The organism is Brevibacterium sp. LAARM3_SD1 (assembly GCF_057364765.1).
In genome coordinates this window covers 1-23,976 of the sequence record NZ_JBNFOL010000013.1, presented here as the reverse complement: position 1 = coordinate 23,976, position 23,976 = coordinate 1, and the positions used below count along the sequence as shown (strand labels likewise).

At 65.6% G+C, this 23,976-nt stretch carries 17 protein-coding genes and 4 pseudogenes; all 21 read left to right on the top strand.

Features of this window, described 5'->3' with window-relative positions:
• Positions 1–62: 62 nt before the first annotated feature.
• Positions 63–659 (top strand): annotated as a pseudogene (locus AC2W7L_RS09305) (penicillin-binding protein 2); the annotation flags it as partial.
• Positions 660–853: 194 nt separating this feature from the next.
• Positions 854–1,843 (top strand): peptidoglycan D,D-transpeptidase FtsI family protein, encoded by a 990-nt coding sequence (locus tag AC2W7L_RS09300; RefSeq protein ID WP_486004279.1) that lies wholly within the window; start codon positions 854–856, stop codon positions 1,841–1,843.
• Positions 1,843–3,414 carry a UDP-N-acetylmuramoyl-L-alanyl-D-glutamate--2,6-diaminopimelate ligase gene (locus AC2W7L_RS09295; RefSeq protein WP_486004227.1) on the top strand — a complete coding sequence of 524 codons (1,572 nt, stop codon included), beginning with the start codon at positions 1,843–1,845 and terminating at the stop codon, positions 3,412–3,414. Before AC2W7L_RS09300 ends, AC2W7L_RS09295 begins: the two co-directional genes overlap by 1 nt.
• 1 nt (position 3,415) lies before the next feature.
• The gene (locus tag AC2W7L_RS09290; RefSeq protein WP_486004226.1) at positions 3,416–4,882 is read left to right on the top strand and encodes a UDP-N-acetylmuramoyl-tripeptide--D-alanyl-D-alanine ligase; all 1,467 of its coding nucleotides are present in this window, start codon (positions 3,416–3,418) and stop codon (positions 4,880–4,882) included.
• Positions 4,879–5,967 (top strand): phospho-N-acetylmuramoyl-pentapeptide-transferase, encoded by a 1,089-nt coding sequence (gene mraY / locus AC2W7L_RS09285; protein WP_167196920.1) that lies wholly within the window; start codon positions 4,879–4,881, stop codon positions 5,965–5,967. The genes AC2W7L_RS09290 and mraY overlap by 4 nt, the downstream gene beginning before the upstream one ends.
• Before the next feature lie 67 nt (positions 5,968–6,034).
• Positions 6,035–7,478 (top strand): annotated as a pseudogene (gene murD / locus AC2W7L_RS09280) (UDP-N-acetylmuramoyl-L-alanine--D-glutamate ligase).
• A gap of 1 nt (position 7,479) precedes the next feature.
• Positions 7,480–7,809, top strand: coding sequence for a hypothetical protein (locus tag AC2W7L_RS09275; protein ID WP_486004225.1), 330 nt, complete (start codon positions 7,480–7,482; stop codon positions 7,807–7,809).
• 131 nt (positions 7,810–7,940) lie between these two features.
• Positions 7,941–9,058 (top strand): annotated as a pseudogene (gene ftsW, locus AC2W7L_RS09270) (putative lipid II flippase FtsW).
• Between the two features lies 1 nt (position 9,059).
• Positions 9,060–10,160, top strand: a complete 1,101-nt coding sequence (locus AC2W7L_RS09265; protein WP_486004224.1) for a UDP-N-acetylglucosamine--N-acetylmuramyl-(pentapeptide) pyrophosphoryl-undecaprenol N-acetylglucosamine transferase — start codon at positions 9,060–9,062, stop codon at positions 10,158–10,160.
• Positions 10,161–10,162: 2 nt separating this feature from the next.
• Positions 10,163–11,578 carry a UDP-N-acetylmuramate--L-alanine ligase gene (gene murC / locus AC2W7L_RS09260; protein WP_486004223.1) on the top strand — a complete coding sequence of 472 codons (1,416 nt, stop codon included), beginning with the start codon at positions 10,163–10,165 and terminating at the stop codon, positions 11,576–11,578.
• A gap of 5 nt (positions 11,579–11,583) precedes the next feature.
• Entirely contained in the window at positions 11,584–12,339 is a 756-nt protein-coding gene (locus tag AC2W7L_RS09255; protein ID WP_486004222.1) for a cell division protein FtsQ/DivIB, read from the top strand.
• A gap of 270 nt (positions 12,340–12,609) precedes the next feature.
• Positions 12,610–13,802 (top strand): annotated as a pseudogene (gene ftsZ, locus AC2W7L_RS09250) (cell division protein FtsZ).
• Position 13,803: 1 nt separating this feature from the next.
• Positions 13,804–14,562, top strand: a complete 759-nt coding sequence (pgeF, locus tag AC2W7L_RS09245) for a peptidoglycan editing factor PgeF (RefSeq protein ID WP_486004221.1) — start codon at positions 13,804–13,806, stop codon at positions 14,560–14,562.
• 78 nt (positions 14,563–14,640) lie between these two features.
• Positions 14,641–15,159 (top strand): cell division protein SepF, encoded by a 519-nt coding sequence (locus AC2W7L_RS09240; RefSeq protein WP_167196902.1) that lies wholly within the window; start codon positions 14,641–14,643, stop codon positions 15,157–15,159.
• Positions 15,160–15,253: 94 nt separating this feature from the next.
• Positions 15,254–15,553 carry a YggT family protein gene (locus AC2W7L_RS09235; RefSeq protein ID WP_062243070.1) on the top strand — a complete coding sequence of 100 codons (300 nt, stop codon included), beginning with the start codon at positions 15,254–15,256 and terminating at the stop codon, positions 15,551–15,553.
• A gap of 304 nt (positions 15,554–15,857) precedes the next feature.
• Positions 15,858–16,661 (top strand): DivIVA domain-containing protein, encoded by an 804-nt coding sequence (locus AC2W7L_RS09230; RefSeq protein ID WP_486004220.1) that lies wholly within the window; start codon positions 15,858–15,860, stop codon positions 16,659–16,661.
• Between the two features lie 124 nt (positions 16,662–16,785).
• Positions 16,786–17,322: a signal peptidase II gene (locus AC2W7L_RS09225; protein ID WP_486004219.1), complete on the top strand. Its 537-nt coding sequence runs from the start codon at positions 16,786–16,788 to the stop codon at positions 17,320–17,322.
• Positions 17,315–18,238, top strand: coding sequence for an RluA family pseudouridine synthase (locus AC2W7L_RS09220; protein ID WP_167196894.1), 924 nt, complete (start codon positions 17,315–17,317; stop codon positions 18,236–18,238). Before AC2W7L_RS09225 ends, AC2W7L_RS09220 begins: the two co-directional genes overlap by 8 nt.
• A gap of 146 nt (positions 18,239–18,384) precedes the next feature.
• Entirely contained in the window at positions 18,385–21,894 is a 3,510-nt protein-coding gene (gene dnaE, locus AC2W7L_RS09215; RefSeq protein ID WP_486004278.1) for a DNA polymerase III subunit alpha, read from the top strand.
• Between the two features lie 61 nt (positions 21,895–21,955).
• Positions 21,956–23,266 (top strand): histidinol dehydrogenase, encoded by a 1,311-nt coding sequence (hisD, locus tag AC2W7L_RS09210; protein WP_486004218.1) that lies wholly within the window; start codon positions 21,956–21,958, stop codon positions 23,264–23,266.
• Positions 23,267–23,268: 2 nt separating this feature from the next.
• On the top strand, positions 23,269–23,766 hold the full coding sequence (gene nrdR, locus AC2W7L_RS09205; RefSeq protein ID WP_486004217.1) for a transcriptional regulator NrdR: 498 nt from the start codon (positions 23,269–23,271) through the stop codon (positions 23,764–23,766).
• Positions 23,767–23,976: the final 210 nt, after the last annotated feature.

The window sequence follows — 23,976 nt, the reverse complement described above, 5'->3', positions numbered from 1 at the left end:
GGGACCAGGGAACGGCCTGACCGAAACATTCGCCGACCACACCAAGGACCGAGGACAGAGCAATGGGCTCAGCAAAGACCCGACTGAAGAGGAAGCGCAAGGGCGAAGGCCCCAATCTGCGGTGGCGGATGGGCTTCATCGCCGCGGTGTCGGTCCTCGCTCTCCTCATCGCCTCCGTCCGCCTCGTGTCGATCCAGGGAATGGATTCTATGAAGCTGGCGGAGAAGGCTCTGTCGAACCGACTCGTCACTCAGACCCTGCCCGCCGATCGCGGACAGATCCTGGCCTCCGATGGGACCGTGCTCGCCGACAGCGTCTCCCGCTACCAGCTCGTCGTCGATCAGCAGAACGTCGCCCAGTACGAAGTCGACGGCAAACTCGTCGGGGCGTGGGGTGCCGCCGAAGCCCTGTCCAAGCCGCTCAACACCGACCCGGGTCTGCTGTACCCGAAGCTCGTCGGCGACAAGCGCTGGAACCCTGTTGCCAAAGGACTGACCTCGGAGACCTGGCGTGAAGTGAAGGAACTCGAAGTCCTCGGCATCTCTGCTGAAGAGTATGCGGTGCGGTCGTACCCCGCCGGCGGAGTCGCCGGCAACCTCGTCGGCTTCCTCAGCTCTGACGGCACGGCCCAGGCCGGACTGGAGAAGGCCTATGACGAGCAGCTGTCCGGCAAGGACGGCCAGCGGCAGTACGAACGCGGTGCGCGCGGAGAGATCATCCCGCTCGGCGACAACAACATGAAGGACGCCGTCGACGGTCAGGGACTGCAGACGACGATCGATCCGGCGATGCAGTACTACGCTCAGCAGGCCATCGAGGAGCAGCGGAAGAAGCACAAGGCCGAGTCCGCGTCATCGTCATCAAAGAGGTCAAGACCGGACGCATCATCACCGCCGCCGATGCTCCCACGGTCGACCCGAACTCTCCGGGCAAGGTCGACGGACCCGACCGCGGCTCGCGTATCTTCACCGACATGTTCGAACCCGGTTCGACCGCGAAGATGGTCACCGCCGCGGCGCTGCTCGACAAGGGACTCGTCACTCCGGAGCAGGAGTTCACCGTTCCGGACAAGTGGAAGGCACCGAACGACGAGGAGTTCCGCGACTCCCACGAGCACCCCGACGAGAAGCTCACCTTCGCCGGAATCCTCGCCGAATCCTCGAACACCGGCACTGTGATCGCCGGAAAGGAACTCACCGAGGCTCAGCGCTACGAGTACATGAAGAAGTTCGGCTTCGGCACCGCCTCGGGCATCGGCTTCCCCGCCGAGACCTCGGGCATCCTGCACCCGTACGAGGAGTGGGACGGCCGTACGAAGTACACAGTGATGTTCGGTCAGGGTGTGGCCGCGAACGCGATCCAGACCACCGACGTCATCGCCACCATCGCCAACGGGGGAGTCCACGTTCCCTCTCGCCTGGTCGACGGAATGGTCTCACCGAAGGGACGGACCATCTCGACACCGGCCGGGGAGAAGCAGCGCGTCGTCAGCGAGAAAGCTGCGGACGAGACTCTTCGGATACTCGAAGGCGTTGTCGCCGAAGGCACAGGCAAGTCCGCCCAGGTCTCGGGCTACCGAGTCGCCGGAAAGACCGGTACCGCGCAGGCGCCTGCGGCCGAAGGCGGAGGCTACGACGGATACACCGCCTCCTTCGTCGGCGTCCTGCCCGCCGAAGACCCCGAGCTCGCGATCTCCGTGACTTTGCAGCGGCCACGTGACGGCTACTACGGTGGACAGGCCGCAGCCCCCGTCTTCTCCGACGTCGCGGGCTTCGCCATGCGGCATCTCAAGATCCCACCGTCGACGCAGAAGCCCGACCTGCCCGCTCGAGAATGGAAATGATGCGTTTTTCACAGCTGCTGCCGATCGCACCCGGCACCGTCCACGGCGATCCCGAGACAGAGGTCACCGGAGTCTCGCATGACTCGCGGGCGGTCTCACCCGGTCAGCTCTACGCGGCCCTGCCGGGTGCGAACGTCCACGGCGCGAAGTTCGCCCCCGAGCTGATCCGGGGCGGAGTCGACGCCATCCTCACCGACGACGCCGGCTGGCAGGTCATCACCGAAGCACTGAGCGAGAACGAGGCCGACAGGCAGCTGCTCGACAAAGTCACCGCCCTCATCGTCGAAGCACCCCGCGCCGTGCTCGGGTTCGTCTCCGCCGCCGTCTACGAGACCACCTCGGTGCCGGAGCTGATCGGAGTCACCGGAACGAACGGGAAGACGACGACGACCTATCTGGCCGACGGGATGCTCGCGGCACTGGGCCACCGCACCGCGGTCATCGGCACGGTCGCCATCCTCATCGCCGGCGACACCGTGCCCAGTGTGCGCACGACGCCGGAAGCGCCCGAACTGCACGCCCTGTTCGCGAAGATGCGGGCGGCAGAGGTCGACACCTGCTCGATGGAGGTCTCCTCCCACGCACTCAGCCAGCACCGCGTCGACGGGGCGCACTTCGGCGTTGCGGGGTTCACGAACCTGTCCCAGGACCACCTCGACTTCCACAACACGATGGAGGAGTACTTCGAGGCGAAGGCTCAGCTGTTCACCCGCACATTCTCCGACAGGGCCGTCATCGTCATCGAAGACGAATGGGGCGAGCGGATGGCGGCGGCAGCGCAGGTGCCCGTGCGCACTCTGGGGCGCGACGAGCGCAGCCAGTGGCGCATCGAACACACCCCGGGCGAAGCGGACTTCGTACTCCACCTCGACGAAGGCCAGAGCATTCGCCTCCGTTCACCGCTGCCGGGCGACTTCAACGTCACGAATACGGCCCTGGCGGCCTCGATGCTCATCGAGTCGGGGATCCCGGCCGCTGAGATCGACGCGATCGGGCGCAGCTTCGTGGCCACGGTGCCCGGACGGATGGAGATCATCGACGTGTCCGGACCGCGGGCACTCGAGGAATCGCACCCGGAAATCCTGCCGCGGGCCATCGTCGACTATTCGCACACCCCCGACGCGATCGCGAAGGCATTGGCGACACTTCACGCCGACTCCGACGAACTCATCATCGTCTTCGGCGCCGGAGGCGACCGTGACCGCGGCAAGCGCTTCGGAATGGGGCAGGCTGCGGCACGCGAGGCCGATGTGATCGTTCTCACCGACGACAATCCCCGCACCGAGGATCCCGACATGATCCGCGCTGCCATCAGGCAGGGAATCGACGCCGAGGTGGATGCGGGGCGGGCCCGTGTGAAAAAGATCATCGAGGTCCCCGATCGCGGTGCCGCGATCGATGAGGCGATTGCCGGGGCAGACCCCAGTGCAACTGTGCTCATCGCGGGCAAGGGGCACGAGACAGGCCAGACCGTGGGCACCACGGTCACCGATTTCGACGACCGGGCCAGGACACGCTCAGCGCTGTCCATGCGACTGGGCGGCGCACAACCAGGTAAAGTTCACAGATGATATGAAGCGACTGACTGCAGCCGAAATCGCAACCGCCCTGAGCGGCGAGTTGTACGGCATCGACCCCGAGACCCCATTGACCGCCGGTGTGGTGACCGACTCGAGAGAAGTCGGACCCGGCGATATCTACGTCGCTCGCCGAGGCGAGAGCTTCGACGGCATCGAATTCGCCGCCGCCGCCGTCGAGGCGGGAGCGGCCCTGATCATCGGCGAATCCGTCCCCACCATCGACGACGCACCGCTGCCGGTCGTCGTCGTCGCCGATGCGACCGAAGCGCTTGGCCAGCTGGCCAAGCACAGCATCGAAGGCCTGCGCGCCGACGGTGAGATCACCGTCATCGCGATCACCGGATCCGTCGGCAAGACCACGGTGAAGGACCTCGCCGCCGACCTCCTCGCAGGCGTTGCCGAGACCGTGTGGCCGCCGAACTCCTACAACAACGAGGTCGGCGTCCCGCTGACGGCGCTGCGGGCGGTCGAGTCCACCCGCTTCCTCGTCCTCGAGATGGGCGCCCGGTCGATCGGCAACCTCGCCTACCTGACCAGCCTCATCCGACCGGACATCGCCGTCGAGCTCGCCGTGGGCACCGCCCACTCCGGAGTCTTCGGCTCGATCGAGAACACCGCACGGGCCAAGGCCGAACTCGTCGAGTCCCTCACCGCCGGGTCCACCGCCGTGCTCAACGCCGACGACACCCGCGTGTCAGCGATGCGCGAGGTCCTCGCTCCCGAGGTGTCAACCCTGTGGTTCTCACAGCGTGAGTCCCTGCCCGAATGGGTCGGAGCCGACGACCAGGTCGTGCGCGGCACGTCCGTCTCCACTGATTCCTCCGGCCACCCGACGTTCACCCTCACCCTGCCCGGTGAGGAGCCGCGGGATGTGCGCCTGGCGCTCATCGGCGAACACCACGTCGGCAACGCTCTGGCCGCAGCCGCCATCGCCCACGCCTGCGGAGTCACGACGAAGTCGATCGTCACGACCCTGTCGACCTCCTCGGCGGCCAGCCGCTGGAGGATGGAGCTCATCGACTCACCATCGGGTGTGACCGTGCTCAACGACGCCTACAATGCGAACCCCGAATCCATGCGGGCTTCTCTGAAGACCCTGGCCTCGATGGGTCGCGGCGACGAGGAGACCAGCCCGCGTCGCACCTTCGCCGTGCTCGGCGAGATGCTCGAACTCGGCGACGAGTCGGTGTCCGCGCACTCGGATATCGGCGAACTCGTCGTGCGGCTCAACATCACCCGCACCATCGTTGTGGGAGAGGGCGCCAAGCCGATCTTCAATGCGGCGAACCTCGAGGGCTCCTGGGGCAACGAGGCGGCCTGGGTCGCCACCGCGGCCGAGGCGAGGGACCTGCTCAACGCCGAACTCGCTCCCGGTGACATCGTCCTGTTCAAATCCTCCCGTGACGCCGGTCTGCGCTATCTGGGAGACGAAATCGCCGGAGTATCGGGGGCCCAATGATTGCCGTACTGCTCGCAGCCTGCCTGGCTCTCATCTTCGCCCTTGTCGGCACGCCGCTGTTCATCCGGGTGCTCGTCAAGAAGGGATACGGTCAGTTCGTCCGTGACGACGGTCCGACCTCGCACGCGACGAAGCGCGGCACCCCGACCATGGGCGGCGTCGTCATCATCGGTGCAGCAGTTCTCGCCTACCTGCTCGGACACCTGTTCACCGGTTCCGTGCCCACGGCATCGGGGCTGCTCGTCCTGTGGCTGGCTGCGGGACTGGCAGTCGTCGGATTCCTCGACGACTTCATCAAGATCAAGAAGCAGCGGTCGCTGGGTCTGCGTCCGATGCCGAAGCTCATTGGCCAGGCCTTCGTCGGAATCTCCTTCGCCGTCCTCGCCCTGCAGTTCCCGAACTCCTTCGGCGAGACCCCGGCGTCGACGAAGATCTCGTTCATCCGCGATACGAACCTCGATCTCGCGTTCGGGTCCGCGATCCTCGGCCTCATCCTGTTCGTCATCTGGGCGAACCTCATCGTCACCGCCGTGTCGAACGCCGTGAACCTCACCGACGGTCTCGACGGTCTGGCCGCCGGCGCCTCGGTGGTCGTCTTCGCCGCCTATGTCGTCATCGGCACCTGGCAGTCGACCCAGAACTGCAACCTCATGTCCGAGGCCACGAACGCCTGCTACTACATGCGCGACCCCCGCGATCTCGCGATGGTCGCCGGTGCGATGGCCGCCGCCTGCTTCGGCTTCCTGTGGTTCAACACCTCGCCCGCGAAGATCTTCATGGGCGACACCGGCTCGCTGGCCATCGGCGGCGCCTTCGCCGGACTGGCGATCATGTCGCGCACCGAGCTGCTTCTCATCGTCCTCGGCGGACTCTTCGTCATCATCACCCTGTCGGTGATCATCCAGGTCGCTTCCTTCAAGACCACCGGCAAACGCGTCTTCCGGATGGCACCGCTGCAGCACCACTTCGAGCTCAAGGGCTGGGCGGAAGTGACGATCGTGGTGAGGTTCTGGATCATCGCAGCACTCTTCGTCATCGCCGGAATCTGCCTGTTCTACGCCGATTGGGTGGCCCGCATTGGCTGATGAAACCACGCCTAAGGAGATCCCGGCCGCGCTGAGCGGACCGAGCTCCTCGCTGGCGGGACTGCGCATGCTCGTCACCGGTCTGGGCGTGACGGGATTCCCAGCCGCCGTCCACCTCGGCGAACGCGGTGCCGACGTCATCGTCATCGACGGAGACGACACCGCTGACGTCAGCGAGAAAGCGCAGATCCTCGAGGTCTTCGACGTCGACATCCGCCGCGGACCCGAACACGTCGAAGCTCTGCCCGAAGGCGAACTCGACCTCGTCGTCACCTCACCCGGATGGCGCCCCGACCAGCCCGTGCTCGCCGCAGCCCTGGAAGCCGGCATCCCCGTCATCGGCGAAGTCGAACTCGCGTGGCGGATCCGCGGCACCAACGACGCCAAATGGCTGGCCATCACCGGCACCAACGGCAAGACGACGACCACGACGATGCTCGAATCGATGCTGGTGGCCGCCGGACTCAAGGCCAAGGCCTGCGGCAACATCGGCACTCCGCTGCTCGAGGCGGTGCTGGAACCCGGGCTCGAGGTCCTCGCGATCGAACTCTCGAGCTTCCAGCTGCACTGGCAGGAGTCGATGAGCGCCGACGCCGCGGCCGTGCTCAACATCGCCCCCGATCACCTCGACTGGCACGGCAGCGCCGACGCCTATGCCGCGGACAAAGCGAAGATCTTCCACAACGCGAAGCTCGCCTGCGTGTACAACTGCGCCGACGAGACGACTCTGCACATGGTCGAGGACGCCGACGTCATCGAAGGCGCCAAGGCCATCGGCTTCACCTCCGGCGTGCCCCGTCCCGGCGAGCTCGGCGTCGTCGAGGATCTGCTGGTCGACCGCGCATACATCCCGCAGCGCTACTCATCGGCGGCCGAACTTGCCTCGCTCGACGACGTGGCGGCCGCACCGGCGTCGCGGGTTCGCAGCCCGCCCCGCACCAGGTTGCCAATGCTCTGGCCGCCGCCTGTCTGGCCCGCGCCATCGACGTGCCCGGCCAGGCGATCTCCGCCGGACTGCGCAGCCACTCGCTCGGCGCCCACCGCATGGTCACCGTCGCCGAAGCAGACGGCATCCGCTGGGTCGACGATTCGAAAGCGACGAACACCCACGCCGCGAATGCCTCGCTGGCCGCCTTCGACTCGATCATCTGGATCGCCGGGGGCCTGCCCAAAGGCGCCGACTTCACCTCCCTGTTCGCCGACCACCGTGACCGACTGAAAGCACTCGTGCTCATCGGCTCCGACGACTCGGCCTACCGAGAGGCGATCGCCGCGACCATCCCCGACCTCGAAGTCGTGAGGATCGAACCGGCCCTGGCCGTGGACTCCGGTGTCCCGAAGCGCCGCGGAGAGGCCGTCGCCGCGGCCGCCGTCGACGCCGCCGCACGCTTGGCCGAAGCCGGAGACACCGTGCTGCTGGCGCCCGCGCCGCGAGCATGGACCAGTTCCTCAACTACAACACTCGCGGCGAACTGTTCACCGAGGCCGTCAACACTCACCTGGAGCGCTGAGATGGGACGGCAGACCACCGCGAAGGCGGATGAACGTCGCCGCCGCAAGCTCGCGAAGACGTCGGCTTCAGCATCCGCACCGCCGAGGTCGAAGCGTGCCGGCGCGGCGACTGCGACGAAGCCTGCGGGTGTGAAGACCGCAGCGAAGACGTCCGGCGCAAGGTCTGCCGCCACACCGTCCGCCTCGGCGAAGCCCGCCGGGAAACGAACGACCGGGACCGCCTCGGCGACATCCGCATCACGCGGCACCGCATCCACGGCCGGAAACGCGAAGAAGCCGTCGAAGAAACCCGCGAAGAGACCGGCGAAGGCCACTGGGAAGAGCTCGTGAAGACCGCCTCGGTGATCAGGAACGCATGGGATCATCTGCGCGGCGACATCGCCAGCCTGTCGGCTCATCCGCTGACGACCTACTTCCTCATCCTCGTCTGCGTCGTGCTGCTCACGGGACTGGGCCTGGTCATGGTGCTCTCCGCCTCATCGGTCACCTCCTACGACGGGGGAGCGGGCTCCTCGTTCGCCTACTTCAACAAGCAGGCGATGTTCGCCGGTGTCGGCCTCGTGCTCATGTTCGTGGCGAGCAGGATGCCTCTGCAGTTCTGGAAGCGGGCCGCCTGGTTCGCCATCCTCGGCGGCCTCGCCATGCAGGCGCTGGTCTTTGCGCCGGGGCTCGGGAAAGAGACCAAGGGCAATGCGAACTGGATCGGGTTCGGCGGATTCCAGATCCAGCCCTCGGAGTTCCTCAAGGTCGCCCTCGCCCTATGGCTCGGCTTCATCCTGGCTCAGAAGGCCGGGAAGATGACCACCTTCGGCCACGCCATGATCCCCATCGTCCCGGGAGTGCTCGCCGCCGCCGGACTCGTCGTCGCCGGCAACGACCTCGGCACCGGACTCGTCATCATGGCCATGGCATCGTGTGCCTGTTCGTGGGCGGATTCCCGATGAAGTACTTCGTGCTGCTGGGCAGCGTGCTGGCCGCCGCCGTCGCCTTCTTCGTCCTCAGCTCTCAGAACCGACTCGACCGCATCCAGGCGATGCTCACCGGGCATGCGGATCAGACCGCCGCGGACACCATGGGCCAAGCCTGGCAGTCCAACCACGGGCTGTTCTCCCTGGCATCCGGCGGATGGCTGGGAGTCGGGCTCGGAGCCAGCCGTGAGAAATGGTCCTGGCTGCCCGAAGCCCACAACGACTTCATCTTCGCCATCATCGGAGAGGAGCTGGGCCTCGTCGGCACTCTGGTCGTCATCCTCATCTTCGCCGTCCTCGGATATGGCATGGTCCGTGTGGTGATGCGCTCGAACAGCCTCATGGTCCAGGTCGCCACCGCAGGCTTCTTCGCCCTCATCGTCGGACAGGCCGGAATCAACATCGGTGTCGTCACCGGACTGCTGCCGGTCATCGGTCTGCCGCTGCCGTTCGTGTCCTACGGCGGCTCCTCGATCATCGCCTCGCTCCTCGCCGTCGGAGTGGTGTTGTCGTTCGCCCGTGCTGAACCGGGCGCCGAGGCGGCCATCGCCGCCAACAAGGATCGCCTGCGATCCTCCCTCGCCGTGCTTGCCCGCAAGAAAAGGAAATGAGATGACGAGTATCCTCCTCGCCGGTGGAGGCACCACCGGCCATATCTCGCCGATGCTGGCGATCGGCCGTGAACTGCGCCGGCAGCACTCGGATTGGGACGTCGTGGCACTCGGCACCCCCGACGGGCTCGAAGCCGACATCGTTCCCCGCGCCGGATTCGAGCTGCTCACCATCGACAAGGTGCCGATGCCGCGGTCGATCAGTCCCGCCCTGCTGAAATTCCCGGGTCGCTTCCGCGGCAACATCTCCGCCGTCAAGCAGATCATCTCCTCCCGCAGCATCGACGCCGTCGTCGGCGTCGGCGGCTATGTGTGCCCACCGGCGTTCCTCGCAGCCAAACAGGCGAAGATTCCGCTGATCGTCCACGAAGCCAATGCGAAGCCGGGAATGGCCAACCGCCTCGGCGCCCGACTGACCACCTCCGGTCGGGTCGGCATCACCTTCCCGGACACGCAGCTGCGCAATTCGACGCTCGTGGGCATGCCCATGCCCACGGAGATCACCGACCTGAACCGCGGCGACGAGGGACAGCGCGCGGCGTTCCGCGCCGATCTCGGACTGCGGGATGACAGCCCTGTCCTCGTCGTGACGGGCGGATCCTCCGGTGCACAGAAGATCAACGAAGCCTTCCTCGCCACCGCGACGGCGTGCCAGGAAGCCGGCATCCAGGTCCTCCACATCGCGGGAGCCGGGAAGGGCGACGCACTGCGCGAGGTCGCTGCCGAGCTGAGCGACTACCACGTCGTGGACTATGTCGACGGAATGCATCGGGCCTATGCGGTCGCCGATCTCCTCGTCGCCCGCTCCGGAGCCGCCACGGTCTCCGAAGCCACGGTCGCCGGAGTCCCGGCGCTCTACGTGCCCCTGGCCATCGGCAACGGCGAACAGCGGCTCAACGCCTCCGGCAGCGTCTCGGCCGGCGCCTCGCTCATGGTCGACAATGCCGAATTCTCCCCGTCGACGGTCGTCGACACCATCCTGCCGCTGCTCGCCGACGAGTCCCGACTCGCACAGATGAGCCGGGCGGCACTGCAGCTGAACTACCCCACCGATGCCGCGGCCCGCATGGCCGCCATCGTCAACCGCGCGCTGGAAGGCTGAACATGACCTCTGCGAACACGAGCCCTGAGAACATCGTTCCCGTCGGCGACCTCGGCGCCGTCCACTTCATCGGCATCGGCGGTTCGGGAATGTCCGGAATCGCGCGGATCATGGTCATGAACGGAGTCGCCGTCACCGGATCGGACGCGAAGGAATCCAACGTCGTCGATGTGCTGCGCACCCTCGGCGCCACCGTCACGATCGGACATTCGGCCGACAACCTCGGTGAGGCCGATACCCTCGTCATCTCCTCGGCCATCCGCAAGGACAACCCCGAACTCGTCGAAGCCCAGCGCCGTGGGCTGCGCATCCTCCACCGCTCAGGGGCTCTCGCCTCGCTCATGGTCGACAGGCGGGCAGTGGCCGTGGCCGGCACCCATGGAAAGACCACGACCACCTCGATGACCACCGTGGCGCTGCAGGCCTGTGGAGTCGACCCGTCCTTCGTCATCGGGGGAGTGCTGTCGACGACGGGCACGAACGCCCACCTGGGCACCGGCGACGTGTTCGTCGCCGAAGCGGACGAATCCGACGGATCGTTCCTCCTCTACGAACCGGCGATCGGCATCCTCACCAACGTTGAAGCCGACCACCTCGACCACTACGGGACCCCGGAGAAGGTGCGCGAAGCCTTCATCGAATTCTGCGACGGCATCCAGACCCGGGGCGGAACGATCATCGCCTGCGCCGACGATCCCGGATCCCACGACGTCGCCCTCCACTCCCGCAGCCAGGGCGCCGACGTCGTCCTCTACGGCACCTCCGAGGACGCCGATATCGTGCTCCGCGACCTCGACTCCGGAATCGGGTCGACTTTCGTCCTCGACCTACCCGGACGGGACGAGGCGCTCAAGGTCGAACTGCGTCAGCCGGGAATGCACAACGCGCTCAACGCCACCGCCGCCATCGCCGTGGCTCACAGCCTCGGCGGCGACGTCGAACGTGCGGCCACCGGACTCGCCGGCTACGGCGGCACCCGCCGCCGCTTCGAAGAACGCGGAATCGCCGGCGGAGTGCGGGTCATCGACGACTACGCCCACCACCCGACCGAGGTGCGCGCCGTGCTCAGCGCCGCCCGCGGAGTCGTCACCGACGGGGGACGCGTCTGGGCGATCTTCCAGCCGCACCTGTACTCGCGGACGATGGAATTCCGTGAGGAGTTCGGACAGGCCCTCGGCCTGGCCGATGAGGTCGTCGTCCTCGACGTCTTCCCCGCTCGCGAAGATCCCGTGCCGGGAGTCACCGGCGCGCTCATCGCCGATCGGGTCCCGCACGAGAACGTGACCTTCCTCGAGTCCTTCGCCGAGGCGGTCCCCTTCGTCGCCGCCCGAGTGCGGCCCGGAGACCTCGTGCTCACCGTCGGAGCCGGAGATGTCACGATCCTCGGGCCCGAGCTGCTGAGCGCACTGGAGGGCTGAGGCCCATGGCGCCGCTTCCCCCGGCCCAGGCCGGTGACAACTCCACTGCGGACCTCACCGGAGTCATCCGTGCCCGCCGCAGGCAGACCTGGCGTCGCCGTCTCATCGCCATCGGCATCGTGGCGGCCCTCATCGCCCTCGTCGCCGTCGCCTGGTTCTCACCCCTGCTGACACTGACGAAAGTGCAGGTCAGCGGCAGTCGGCTGGTCGACACCGACAAGGTCAGCAACTTCGTGCTCGACAGTCAGAGAGGCAGACCGCTGCCGCAGGTGCGTCCGGGCACGGTCGAGGACTCCGTGCTGGGGGAGTTCCCGAAAGCGGAAGCGGCCTCGGTCCACTACGCAGGTCCCCGGGCGCTGAAGATCGAGATCACCGACCGCACCCCGGTCATCGCGATCGAAGGCGAATCCGGCTACCGTCTCTACGACTCCGACGCCGTCGACCTCGGAACGGTCGACAAGGCGCCGAAGAAGCTCACCGTGCTCAGCGGCGGCGGACACCAGCCGGACAGAGAGACCGTGTCGGCGGTCATCCGGTTCATGGGCGAGCTGCGGCCGGAGCTGCGCCGTCAGCTGGTGACGATCGAAGCCAAGGACGCCATGAGCCTCCAGGGTCGCCTCGACACCGGAAAGCAGAAAGCCACGGTCGTCTTCGGCGATTCCTCGGACGCCAGTCTCAAGATGCGCACTGCTGCCCAGCTCGCCGCCGAAGGCCGCACCGAGATCGATGTCTCCGTGCCTTCTGTGCCCGTGACCGACTGAGGCCTGCCCGGCCGGCGTTCGGTCGGAGCCAGTCTCGAACACTCCGTCGCGGCCGGTTCGGGCCTCCGTGAGCTGACCCGTACGGGCCAGCCGCTGCGATTGCCTCCGTTTGGCCCCGACACACCGGGAATGAAGTTTGGCCGAACCCCGACACTCCGGCGAGAATGGTTGCAGTGAGATTGCCCCGCCCAATAGCCTCAGGGCAGAGAACACAGACCGAATGCGCACGCAGACCCTGCGGAGCGCAAGCGCTTGAGACGAGGAACCGACTTGGCTGAATTCCCACAATCCGGAGCGGACATCAAAGTTGCCGGAACCGGCGGCGGCGGTGTCAACGCTGTACAGAGGATGATCGACGTCGGCCTGCGCGGCGTGGAGTTCATCGCGATCAACACCGACGCCCAGGCTCTCGTCCTCTCCGACGCCGATGTCAAGCTCGAGATCGGCCGTGACCAGACCCGGGGCCTCGGCGCTGGCGCGGACCCGGAGATCGGCAAGAAAGCCGCCGAATCCTCGGAAGACGCCATCCGCGACGCCCTCGAGGGTGCGGACATGGTCTTCGTCACCGCCGGCGAAGGCGGCGGCACGGGAACCGGTGCCGCCCCCGTCGTGGCCCGGGTGGCCCGTTCGCTCGGCGCACTGACCATCGGTGTCGTCACCCGCCCCTTCACCTTCGAGGGACGTCGCCGTTCCGCGCAGGCGGAAGCCGGAATCGCGGCGCTGCGCGAAGAGGTCGACACCCTCATCGTCATCCCCAACGACCGTCTGCTCTCGATCTCCGATCGCAGCGTCTCCGTCGTCGAAGCATTCCGCTCCGCCGATGAGGTCCTGCGCTCCGGCGTCCAGGGCATCACCGACCTCATCTCGTCCCGGGTCTGATCAACCTCGACTTCGCCGACGTCAAGTCGGTCATGCAGGATGCCGGGACCGCGCTCATGGGCATCGGTGCCGCAACCGGAGACGACCGTGCCGTGCAGGCCGCCGAATCCGCCATCGCCTCCCCGCTGCTGGAAGCCAGCATCGACGGCGCCCACGGAGTGCTCTTCTGCATCACCGGCGGCGGCGACCTCGGACTCTTCGAGGTCAATGAGGCCGCACGCCTGGTCCAGGAAGCAGCGCACCCCGAAGCGAACATCATCTTCGGCGCCGTCATCGACGACAACATCGGCGACGAGTGCCGCGTGACCGTCATCGCCGCAGGATTCGACAACACCTCGCCGAATGCGGAGACCGCCGGTTCCGACCAGATTCCGGCCCCGATCCCGGCCGCCGCGCCGGCGGAGCCCGAAGTCGAGTCGCCCGTCGTCGCCGAGTCCGAATCCGAGACCGAGACGCCGGCAGCCGAGGAGCCCGCAGCCGCTCCGCGCCGCAGCGAGGAACACCAGATTCCCGCCACGCTGCCGGGCGAACGCAGCAGCTCGAACTTCGACTCCGACCTCGATATCCCGGACTTCCTCAAGTAATATGCTGCGCTCGAGGTTCGTCATCCCGGGCGGGCGCACCGCCCACATCGCCTTCACCGACCGGCACGGCGGATACTCGAGCGGGGACTTCGCCTCGTTCAATCTCGCCCGCCACGTCGGCGACGATGACGAACTCGTCGCAGCCAACCGAGCCGCTCTCGCTCAGGTCATCGGCCTGAGCGGGGAGCGGCTCTCGTTCGTCTCCCAGGTGCATGGAACCGATGTGCACCTCATCAGCGACGAAGCGCAGCTGCGGCAGACTCCGGTCGAAGCCGATGCCCAGTTGACGACCGTCCCCGGTCTCGGGCTGGCGATCATGGTCGCCGACTGCACCCCGGTCATGCTCGCCGATGCCGACGCCGGCGTCATCGCCGCCGTCCATGCGGGACGACCGGGGATGTCCGCAGGAGTGGTCGGCAATACGGTGGCGGCGATGCGCGAGGCCGGTGCACGGGACATCCACGCGGTCATCGGACCCTCGGTCTGTCCCCGCTGCTATGAAGTCCCGCCCGAGCTGAGGAGCGAGGTCGCGGCGATCGAGCCGACGGCCGCCTCGGTGTCGGTGACCGGAACACCGGCCCTCGACGTCGCCGGAGCCGTGGCCGAACAGCTGCGCCGCAATGATGTGACCATCGATCATTTCTCACGCACCTGCACGAAGGAGTCCGAGGACCTCTTCTCCTACCGCAGGCAGAAGCGGACGGGCCGGTTCGCCGGGATCATCTGGCTGCAGGAAGAAAAGACCGCGACACACCCATAGGACTCACCGGCCCAGAAGCCCGCGTGCGATAGTTTGGGCGACAGGTGAGCAAGTGCCGAAGTCCGAGGAGCTTTAGACATGTCAGCAATCAAGAAGACGCTGGAATACCTGGGTTTCGTCGAAGAAGAGGACGAGACCACCCAGCACACCGATCGTCGTGATACCGCGCACCGGGATCGCGAGGTCGTCGAGACCTTCGATGACGCCGAGCAGTACGACGAACCGGCAGCGGCGGAGGAACGGACTCCGGCACCGGTGACACCGATCCATCCGTCACCGATCCGTCCCGTAGACACCCCGGCGCCAGGAACCTCAATGAATCGCATCAGGACCATCCACCCCCGCAGCTACAACGACGCCATGGTCATCGGCGCCGCCTTCCGTGAGGGCACCCCCGTGATCATGAACCTCTCGGAGATGGACGAGAACAACTCCAAGCGCCTCGTCGACTTCTCCGCGGGCCTCATCTTCGGCCTCCACGGATCGATCGAGCGGGTCACGAACAAGGTGTTCCTGCTGACGCCGGAGAACATCGAAGTCGCCGGTGAGAACGAAGCCGATTCGGATACTCAGGCCAGCTTCTTCAACCAGAGCTGAACGGGCCCTGCGAATCTCTCAACTCGTCCTCAGCTGAAGCCGATAGGCTGAAGGCTCAGTACTCAAGCAACAACGAAAGGCGCGGGGGACCCACGTGGCCATCATCTTCTACATCCTCGGTACTGCTCTGAGCCTCTATGTCTACGTGCTCCTGGCACGAGTCGTACTCGACCTGGTCCAGGTGTTCTCCCGCGACTGGAGGCCCACGGGCTTCCTCCTCGTCCTTGCCGAGATCGTGTACACACTCACCGATCCGCCGCTGAAGCTGCTGCGCAAGATCATTCCGCCGCTGCGTCTGGGGCAGGTTTCACTCGATCTGGGATTCATCGTCCTGCTCATCGGCATCCAGATCATCGCGTCAGTGTTCTTCAACCTCTCGCACGCCTCCGCCTGATCCCCTTCCGCACAGCGATTTCGGCTGATGAATCACTGTGAAAGGGCGCCTGGAACCGGCTGCGGAATGCGGCGATCGATTATCCGGATTCCATTGTGCGAATACCTGATAGATGGTGAATGTGCTCACGGGAATTGGCTGTCGGCATACCTGAGTTGTTAGCCTCGAATGCGTAGAACTTCGTCATTGAATGCGAGACACGCCATTACTGCGGGACAAAACTGCAGGTGTTACGCTAATGTGACGTTGAAGCCGTCCTTCTGGGCGGCAGCGTAATGAATGTAGATCGACCGAAGGTGACCTCATGGCGCTCACGCCTGAAGACGTAGTAAACAAGCGGTTCCAGCATGTGAAGTTCCGCGACGGGTACGACCAGGACGAAGTCGACGATTTCCTTGATGAGGTCGTCGTTGAGATTCGGCGTCTCTACCAGGAGAACGACGAACTGCGTCAGAAGCTCTCCACCGCTGAACAGCGTGTGAAGGAACTCGAAGCCGGCGGCGCTTCCGCTGCACCGGCTCAGGACATCGACGCCACTCAGGCGATGCCCGCCGCGGTTCCCGCACCCGAGGAGAAGGAGGAAGCTCCGGCTCAGGCCGAGGCACCTGCCGCTCCGGCACCGGTCGAAGAGACCCCGGCCCCGGCCGTCAAGGAAGCCGCTCCCGCTCAGCAGGACAACTCGGCTGCACCAGCGATGGCCGCCGGTGCTGCCGGTGGAGCTGCGGGTGCCGGTCTCGGTGCTGCCGCAGTCGGTGGCGACGGAGACGCTCATGGTCTCATCGCTCTGGCCCAGCGCGTCCACGACGAGCATGTTGCCGAAGGTGAGCGCAAGCGCGACGAACTCATCAAGGGCGCCGAGAAGGAAGCCGCCGACATCGTCGGCAAGGCCGAAACCAAGCGCGACGAAACGCTGTCGACCCTCGAATCGCAGAAGTCGACCCTCGAGCGTTCGATCGACCAGCTCTCGAACTTCGAGCGCCAGTACCGCACTCGACTCAAGAGCTACCTCAACGATCAGCTGCGTGACCTCGAGAACTCCACGAGCCTGGCTCCGGAGACCCTCGACGGAAACGGCCCACTGGGCGGTTCCTCGAACCACAAGCTCTGATCCTCAAGTATCACCGACCGAGGTCCGGGAACTCTGCGGAGTACCCGGGCCTCGGTCGTGTTCGCACACCGAGCGGTCGCAGGCCTGAGTCGGAATCGATCGGCTGTGGGCTAGAATGAACCAAATGAACGATCCTGCCTCACGGGTGAAAAGACCTCGTGCCGCCATGATGGCCATGCTGTTCACAATCGCGGCAATCGTGGTCGTGATCGATCAGTTCACCAAATTCCTCGCCGTCAGCCTCCTCGAAGACCAGCCGCCGGTGCCCGTGATCGGTTCGCTCGCCGGATTCACCTTCTACCGCAATCCCGGAGCTGCGCTGGGCCTCGGCTCGAGCGTGACGTGGATCTTCCCGATCATCGCCATCGGCGTCTTCATCGCGATCCTCGTGATCTCCCGCAAGCTCGGATCGCGTGCATGGGCGATCGGGCTCGGTCTGCTCCTGGGCGGACTCTTCGGCAACCTCATCGACAGGCTCTTCCGCGAACCCGCATTCCTGCACGGAGCCGTCGTCGACTTCATCGATCTGTCGCTGTTCATCTGCAACGTCGCGGACATCGCGATCTCCGCCGCCGCAGTCACGCTCGTCATCGTCAGCCTCAGAGGCATCGACATCGACGGATCGGACTCCACCCGTGTGAAAGAGGACTCTCATGACTGAACGCTCCATCCTCGTCCCCGAGGGACTCGACGGCCAGCGCGTCGACGCCGCGATGTCGAAGCTGCTCGGCCTCTCCCGCACTGCGGCCGCCGATATCTGCGCAGACGGGGGAGTGGAGATGTCGGGGCGCTCGGTCATCAAATCCGATCGCGTCATCGCCGGCGAACGGCTCGACATCATGATGCCGGAACCCAGGAAGCCGCTCGAGGTCGTGCCCGACCCCGTGCCGGGAATGCGCATCGTCCACGACGAGGATGCCTTCGTCGTCGTCGACAAGCCCGTCGGCGTGGCGGCCCACCCGGCTCTCGGTTGGACCGGACGCACGGTCGTCGGCGGGCTCGCAGCAGCGGGCTTCCGCATCGCGACCTCGGGTGCGCCCGAACGTCAGGGCATCGTGCAGCGACTCGACGTCGGCACCTCCGGACTCATGGTCGTGGCGAAGAGCGAATACGCCTACAGCGTGCTCAAACGCGCCTTCAAAGAGCGCACGGTCGAGAAGACCTACCACGCGGTCGTGCAGGGTCTGCCCGATCCCGTGCTCGGCACCATCGACGCTCCGATCGCCCGGCACCCGAAGCACGACGGGCTCTACGCCGTGCGCACCGAAGGCAAGAACGCGATCACCCACTATGAAGTGATCGAAGCCCACCGCCGTGCCGCGCTCGTCGAGGTCCATCTCGAGACCGGACGCACTCACCAGATCCGCGTCCACTTTTCCGCCACCAAGCATCCCTGTGTCGGCGACCTGCCCTATGGTGCCGATCCCGTGTTGGCGAAGGAACTCGGCCTGGAACGCCAGTGGCTGCACGCCGTCAAGCTCGGTTTCCATCACCCCGACACGCAGAAGTGGGTCGAGTTCGAAAGCGGCTACCCCGAGGATCTGCAGACCGCACTCGACCGCATCCGGCCGAACTGAGCCCCGTGCCCGGAACAACATCCCGGAACCCCTCCGCGAGAGCGCTGATGGACTAAGCTGGGCAGGCAACACCGGCAACTTCAGGAAGGCGGCGCCCAGTGCCGAACGAGGACTTCGTCCACCTCCACGTCCATACCGAATACTCCATGTTGGACGGTGCGGCCCGGCTCGCCGATCTGATGGCGGCGACGAAGGCATCGGGAATGTCCGCGATCGCCACGACCGACCACGGGTACCTGTTCGGAGCCTTCGACTTCTGGTCCCAGGCGAACGCCGCCGGCATCAAACCGATCATCGGCGTCGAAGCCTATGTCACCCCCGGCACCGACCGCCGGGACAAGACACGCGTGAAGTGGCGCACCGACGAATCACAGAAGAGCGACGACCTGTCCGGCGGTGGTCTCTACACACATATGACCCTGCTGTCGCGGAACAACACGGGCATGCGGAACCTGTTCAAGGCATCGTCCTATGCCTCCCTGGACTCGGTGACTGCGAAGTGGCCCCGGCTGGACCAGGAGCTGCTCGAGAGCTATTCCGACGGACTCATCGCCACCACCGGCTGCCCGTCCGGAGAGGTTCAGGTGCGGCTGCGACTGGGACAGTACGAAGAAGCCAAAGCGGCCGCCGGGAAGTACCGCGAGATCTTCGGCAAGGACAACTACTACGTCGAACTCATGGACCACGGCCTGTCCATCGAGAAGAGGGTGACGAAAGACCTCATCCGACTGTCGAAGGAACTCGACATTCCGCTGGTCGCCACCAACGACCTCCACTACACGCACGAATCGGATGCGAAGGCGCACGAAGCGCTGTTGGCGATCCAATCCGGTTCCAAACTCATCGAACCCACCTATGATCAGGGCGGTTCGCGGTTCGCCTTCTCCGGCTCCGGCTACTACCTCAAGACTCCCGCAGAGATGCGGTCGCTGTTCAAAGAGTTCCCCGAAGCCTGTGACAACACCCTCGAGATCGCCGAGAAGTGCGAAGTCTCCTTCGACACCTCGGCGAACTATATGCCGAAGTTCCCGTGCCCTCCCGGTGAGGACGAGACCTCGTGGCTGATCAAGGAAGTCGCGAAGGGACTCGACTACCGGTACCCCGACGGTGTTCCCGACGACGTCCGCCGACAGGCCGACTACGAGCTCGACATCATCATCTCGATGGGCTTCCCCGGCTACTTCCTCGTCGTCGCCGACTTCATCAACTGGTCGAAAGACAACGGCATCCGCGTCGGACCCGGCCGCGGTTCGGGAGCCGGCTCCATGGTCGCCTACGCGATGCGCATCACCGACCTCGATCCGCTGCAGCACGGACTGTTCTTCGAGCGCTTCCTCAACCCGGACCGTGTGTCCATGCCCGACTTCGACGTCGACTTCGATGATCGTCGCCGCTCCGAGGTCATCGACTATGTGACCGAGAAGTACGGCGATGAGCGTGTCGCGATGATCGTCACCTACGGCACGATCAAGACGAAGATGGCGCTGAAGGACTCCGCGCGTGTGCTCGGCAAGCCCTTCTCGATGGGCGAGCGGCTGACGAAGGCGCTGCCGCCGGCCGAGATGGCCAAGGACATCCCGCTCAAGGACATCGAGGATCCTGAGTCGAAGCGCTACAAGGAAGCCGGCGAGTTCCGCGAGCTCGTCGACACGGACCCAGAGGCCCGAGAGACCTTCGAAACCGCGAAGGGACTCGAAGGGCTGAAGCGGCAGTGGGGTGTCCACGCCGCCGGTGTCATCATGTCCTCGGACCCGATCATCGACGTCATTCCGATCATGCGTCGGTTCCAGGACGGTCAGGTCATCACCCAGTTCGACTATCCGACCTCTGAGGGCCTCGGACTCATCAAGATGGACTTCCTGGGACTGCGAAACCTCACGATCATCTCCGACGCAGTGGAGAACATCAAAGCCAACCGGGACTTCGACCTCGACCTCGAACATCTGAGTCTCGACGATCCGGCGGCGTATGAGCTGCTGACCCGCGGTGACACCCTCGGTGTGTTCCAGCTCGACGGCGGCGGTCTGCGCGCCCTGCTGCGGATGATGAAGCCCGACAACTTCGAGGATATCTCCGCGACTCTGGCGCTGTACCGACCCGGTCCGATGGGGGCGGATTCGCATACGAACTATGCGCTGCGTAAGAACGGGCTCCAGGAGGTCACGCCGATCCACCCGGAGCTCGAGGAGCCGCTCAAGGAGATCCTCGACACCACCTACGGTCTCATCATCTACCAGGAGCAGGTGATGGCGATCGCGCAGAAGGTCGCCGGGTACTCCCTCGGTCAAGCCGACATCCTCCGCCGTGCGATGGGCAAGAAGAAGAAGTCCGAGCTCGATAAGCAGCAGGTCGGCTTCTTCGGCGGTATGAAGGAACGCGGCTACTCCGAAGCCGCCGCTCAGGCACTGTGGGACATCCTGCTGCCGTTCTCGGACTACGCGTTCAACAAGGCGCACTCGGCCGCCTACGGCGTCGTGTCCTACTGGACCGCTTTCCTCAAGGCCCATTACACGGCCGAATACATGGCGGCCCTGCTGACCTCGGTCGGTGACAACAAGGACAAGCTCGCGATCTACCTCAACGAGTGCCGCCGCCTCGGCATCACCGTGCTGCCCCCGGACGTCAACGAATCCGCGCTCCACTTCACCCCTGTCGGGACTGATATCCGCTTCGGCATGGGAGCGGTCCGCAACGTCGGCGCCCACGTCGTCGAGGGCATCGTCGAAGCCCGCGGGGAGAAGGGCGCCTACACCTCGTTCACGGATTTCCTCGACAAGGTGCCCAGCCACGTGTGCAACAAGCGCACGATCGAATCCCTCATCAAGGCCGGCGGCTTCGACTCGCTCGGCCACAGCCGCCGCTCCCTCGTCGAAGTCCACGAGGAGGCTGTCGACTCGGTCATCGGCGTCAAGCGGCAGGAAGCGAATGGACAGTTCGACCTCTTCGCCGGGCTCGGCGGGGGCGATGACTCACCGGGCTTCTCCGTGACCATTCCCGACCGTCCGGAGTGGGAGAAGAAGGAGAAGCTGTCCTTCGAGCGCGACATGATCGGCCTCTACGTCTCCGATCACCCGCTCAACGGTCTCGAAGGTGTGCTGGCTGCCGAATCCGATGCCTCCATCGCCGAGGTGGTCGATCCGGAATCGCACCGCCACGACGGATCCCAGATCAAGGTCTGCGGAATGATCACGCAGGTCACCCGCAAGGTGTCGAAGAACTCCGGACGTCCCTATGCGATCGTGACCTTGGAGGACCTCGAAGCCGAGATCGAAGTGATGTTCTTCGGCGACACCTACGAACCGGTGGCGAGCCTGCTGGCGACCGACCTCGTCATCTCTCTGACCGGACGTATCCGCACCTCCGATGACCGGCCGACCTCTTTGATGGCGATGTCGATGACGATTCCCGATGTCACCGACCCCAACGACCGGCCGCTCAACCTCATCATGCCGATGGAGAAGGCGACCGAGGAGATGGCGTCGAAACTCAAGCAGATCCTCGAGGCCAACAAGGGACAGACCGACGTCCACATCACCCTCTCCCAGCCGGGGCGGCAGACCGTGATGCGTCTGGACCGGTCGATCCGTGTCGACCCGAACCCGAGCCTCTACGGCGACCTCAAGGCGCTGCTCGGCTCTCGCTGCTTGAGCGTCTGAGGTCGTTGCGGTCGGTCCGCACTTCGGGCCGGAGGACCGATGCCTTGCCGAGGAGACTAGAATGGTGCGGGTGAACATTCTGGACTTCCGTGGTGAGACCCTCAACAAGCGATTCCTGGCACAGAAGCTGCCTCGGGCCGCCGAGACCCATGCCGATATCGAACGACGGGTGGCCGAGTTGCTCGACACCGTCGCCGGTGGGGGAGCGGCCGCGGTGAAGGACTTCACCGAACGCTTCGACGGAGTGCGCCCCGAAACCCTGCGCGTACCGGAATCCGCACTGGCCGAGGCTGCCGCAGTTCTCGATCCCGCGGTCAAGGCCGCGCTCGTCGAATCCATCGCCCGAGCTCGGAAGGTCGCCGCCGATCAGCGCCCCGTCGATGTCCGCACCGAGCTGGCCTCCGGCGCTTTCGTCACCACCCGCCACCTGCCGGTCGAACGCGTCGGACTCTATGTGCCCGGCGGACTGGCCGTGTACCCCTCGACGGTGATCATGAACGTGGTGCCCGCGCAGACCGCCGGCGCCCACTCACTGGCGATCGCCAGCCCGCCGCAGAGCAACGGCCTGCCTCACCCGACGGTGCTCGCCACCGCACACATCCTCGGCGTCGACGAAGTCTGGGCGATTGGCGGAGCACAGGCGATCGGTGCCCTGGCCTACGGTTTCGACGATGGTGAGGAACTCGAGCCCGTCGACCTCATCACCGGCCCCGGAAACGCCTATGTGGCCGCGGCGAAGTCGCTCGTCCGTTCCCGGGTCGGCATCGACGCGGTCGCCGGACCCACGGAGATCATCATCCTCGCCGACGAGCAGGCGGACCCGCGCTTCGTTGCCGCCGATCTCATCAGCCAGGCCGAGCACGACGAACTGGCCGCCTCGGTGTTGGTCACCGACTCCGTCGCACTGGCCGAAGGGGTGCAGAAGGAACTGGACGTGCAGGTGCCGGAGGCGACGCACACCGAACGGATCGCCACGGCGCTGGCCGGACGGCAGTCGGCGATCGTCCTCGTCGACGACGTCGACGCCGGGATCACGGTCGTCAACGGCTATGCCGGTGAACACGTCGAGGTCCACACTGCCGAGGCGGAAGCGGTCGGGGCTCGGATCACGAACGGGGGAGCGGTCTTCCTCGGCGATTGGGCACCGGTGTCGCTGGGCGACTACTGTGCCGGATCGAACCACGTGCTGCCCACGATGGGCACCGCCGCTCACGGTTCGGGTCTGGGTGTGCACTCATTCATCAAGGTCAGCCAGGTCATCGACTATGACAGGGCGGCACTGCACGAGGTAGCCGGACACATCGGTGTTCTCGCCGCCAGCGAACAGCTGCCGGCCCACGGCCGGGCCGTCGACATCAGGTTCGAGGAGTAGAGATGCGCTGTCCGTTCTGCCGCGAGTCAGATTCGCGGGTCGTCGATTCGAGGACCAGCGAAGACGGCGCCGCGATCCGTCGGCGCCGGCAGTGCCGTCACTGCGGCCGCCGCTTCACCACGATGGAGGCCACGAGTCTGTCGGTGATCAAACGCTCCGGAGTCACCGAGGAGTTCTCCCGTCAGAAGATCATGTCGGGTGTGCGCAAGGCCTGCCAGGGACGTCCGGTCAGCGACGATGATCTCGCGAAGCTCGCACAGCGGGTGGAGGAGAACATCCGGTCGCGCGGAATCGCGGAGATCGATGCCGACGAAGTGGGCCTGTCGATCCTCGAACCGCTGCGCGAACTCGACCAGGTCGCCTACCTGCGATTCGCCAGCGTGTACCAGGGCTTCGACTCGCTCGAAGACTTCGAGACCGCGATCGATTCCCTGCGTGCCGATGCGCTTCTGCAGTCCGGACAGACCCGCGAACCCGCCCCCGACGACTTCGCGAACTGAGCGTCGCGGAGCGTGCGCGAGATCGGATCCTGAGACGGCTGAGATTTCTGTCAGAAATTGCCGTTTCGAGTACCGCGGTACAGAAATAGTTGTGTAGTATTGAACGTGCGCGCTACGGCGCGCGGCCGCTTGCGGTTCGGAGGGGAAGCCGAACCCAAGCGGCCTTTCACATTCACCCCTTTAATTACTACCTGACGGCGGCCCAGCAAC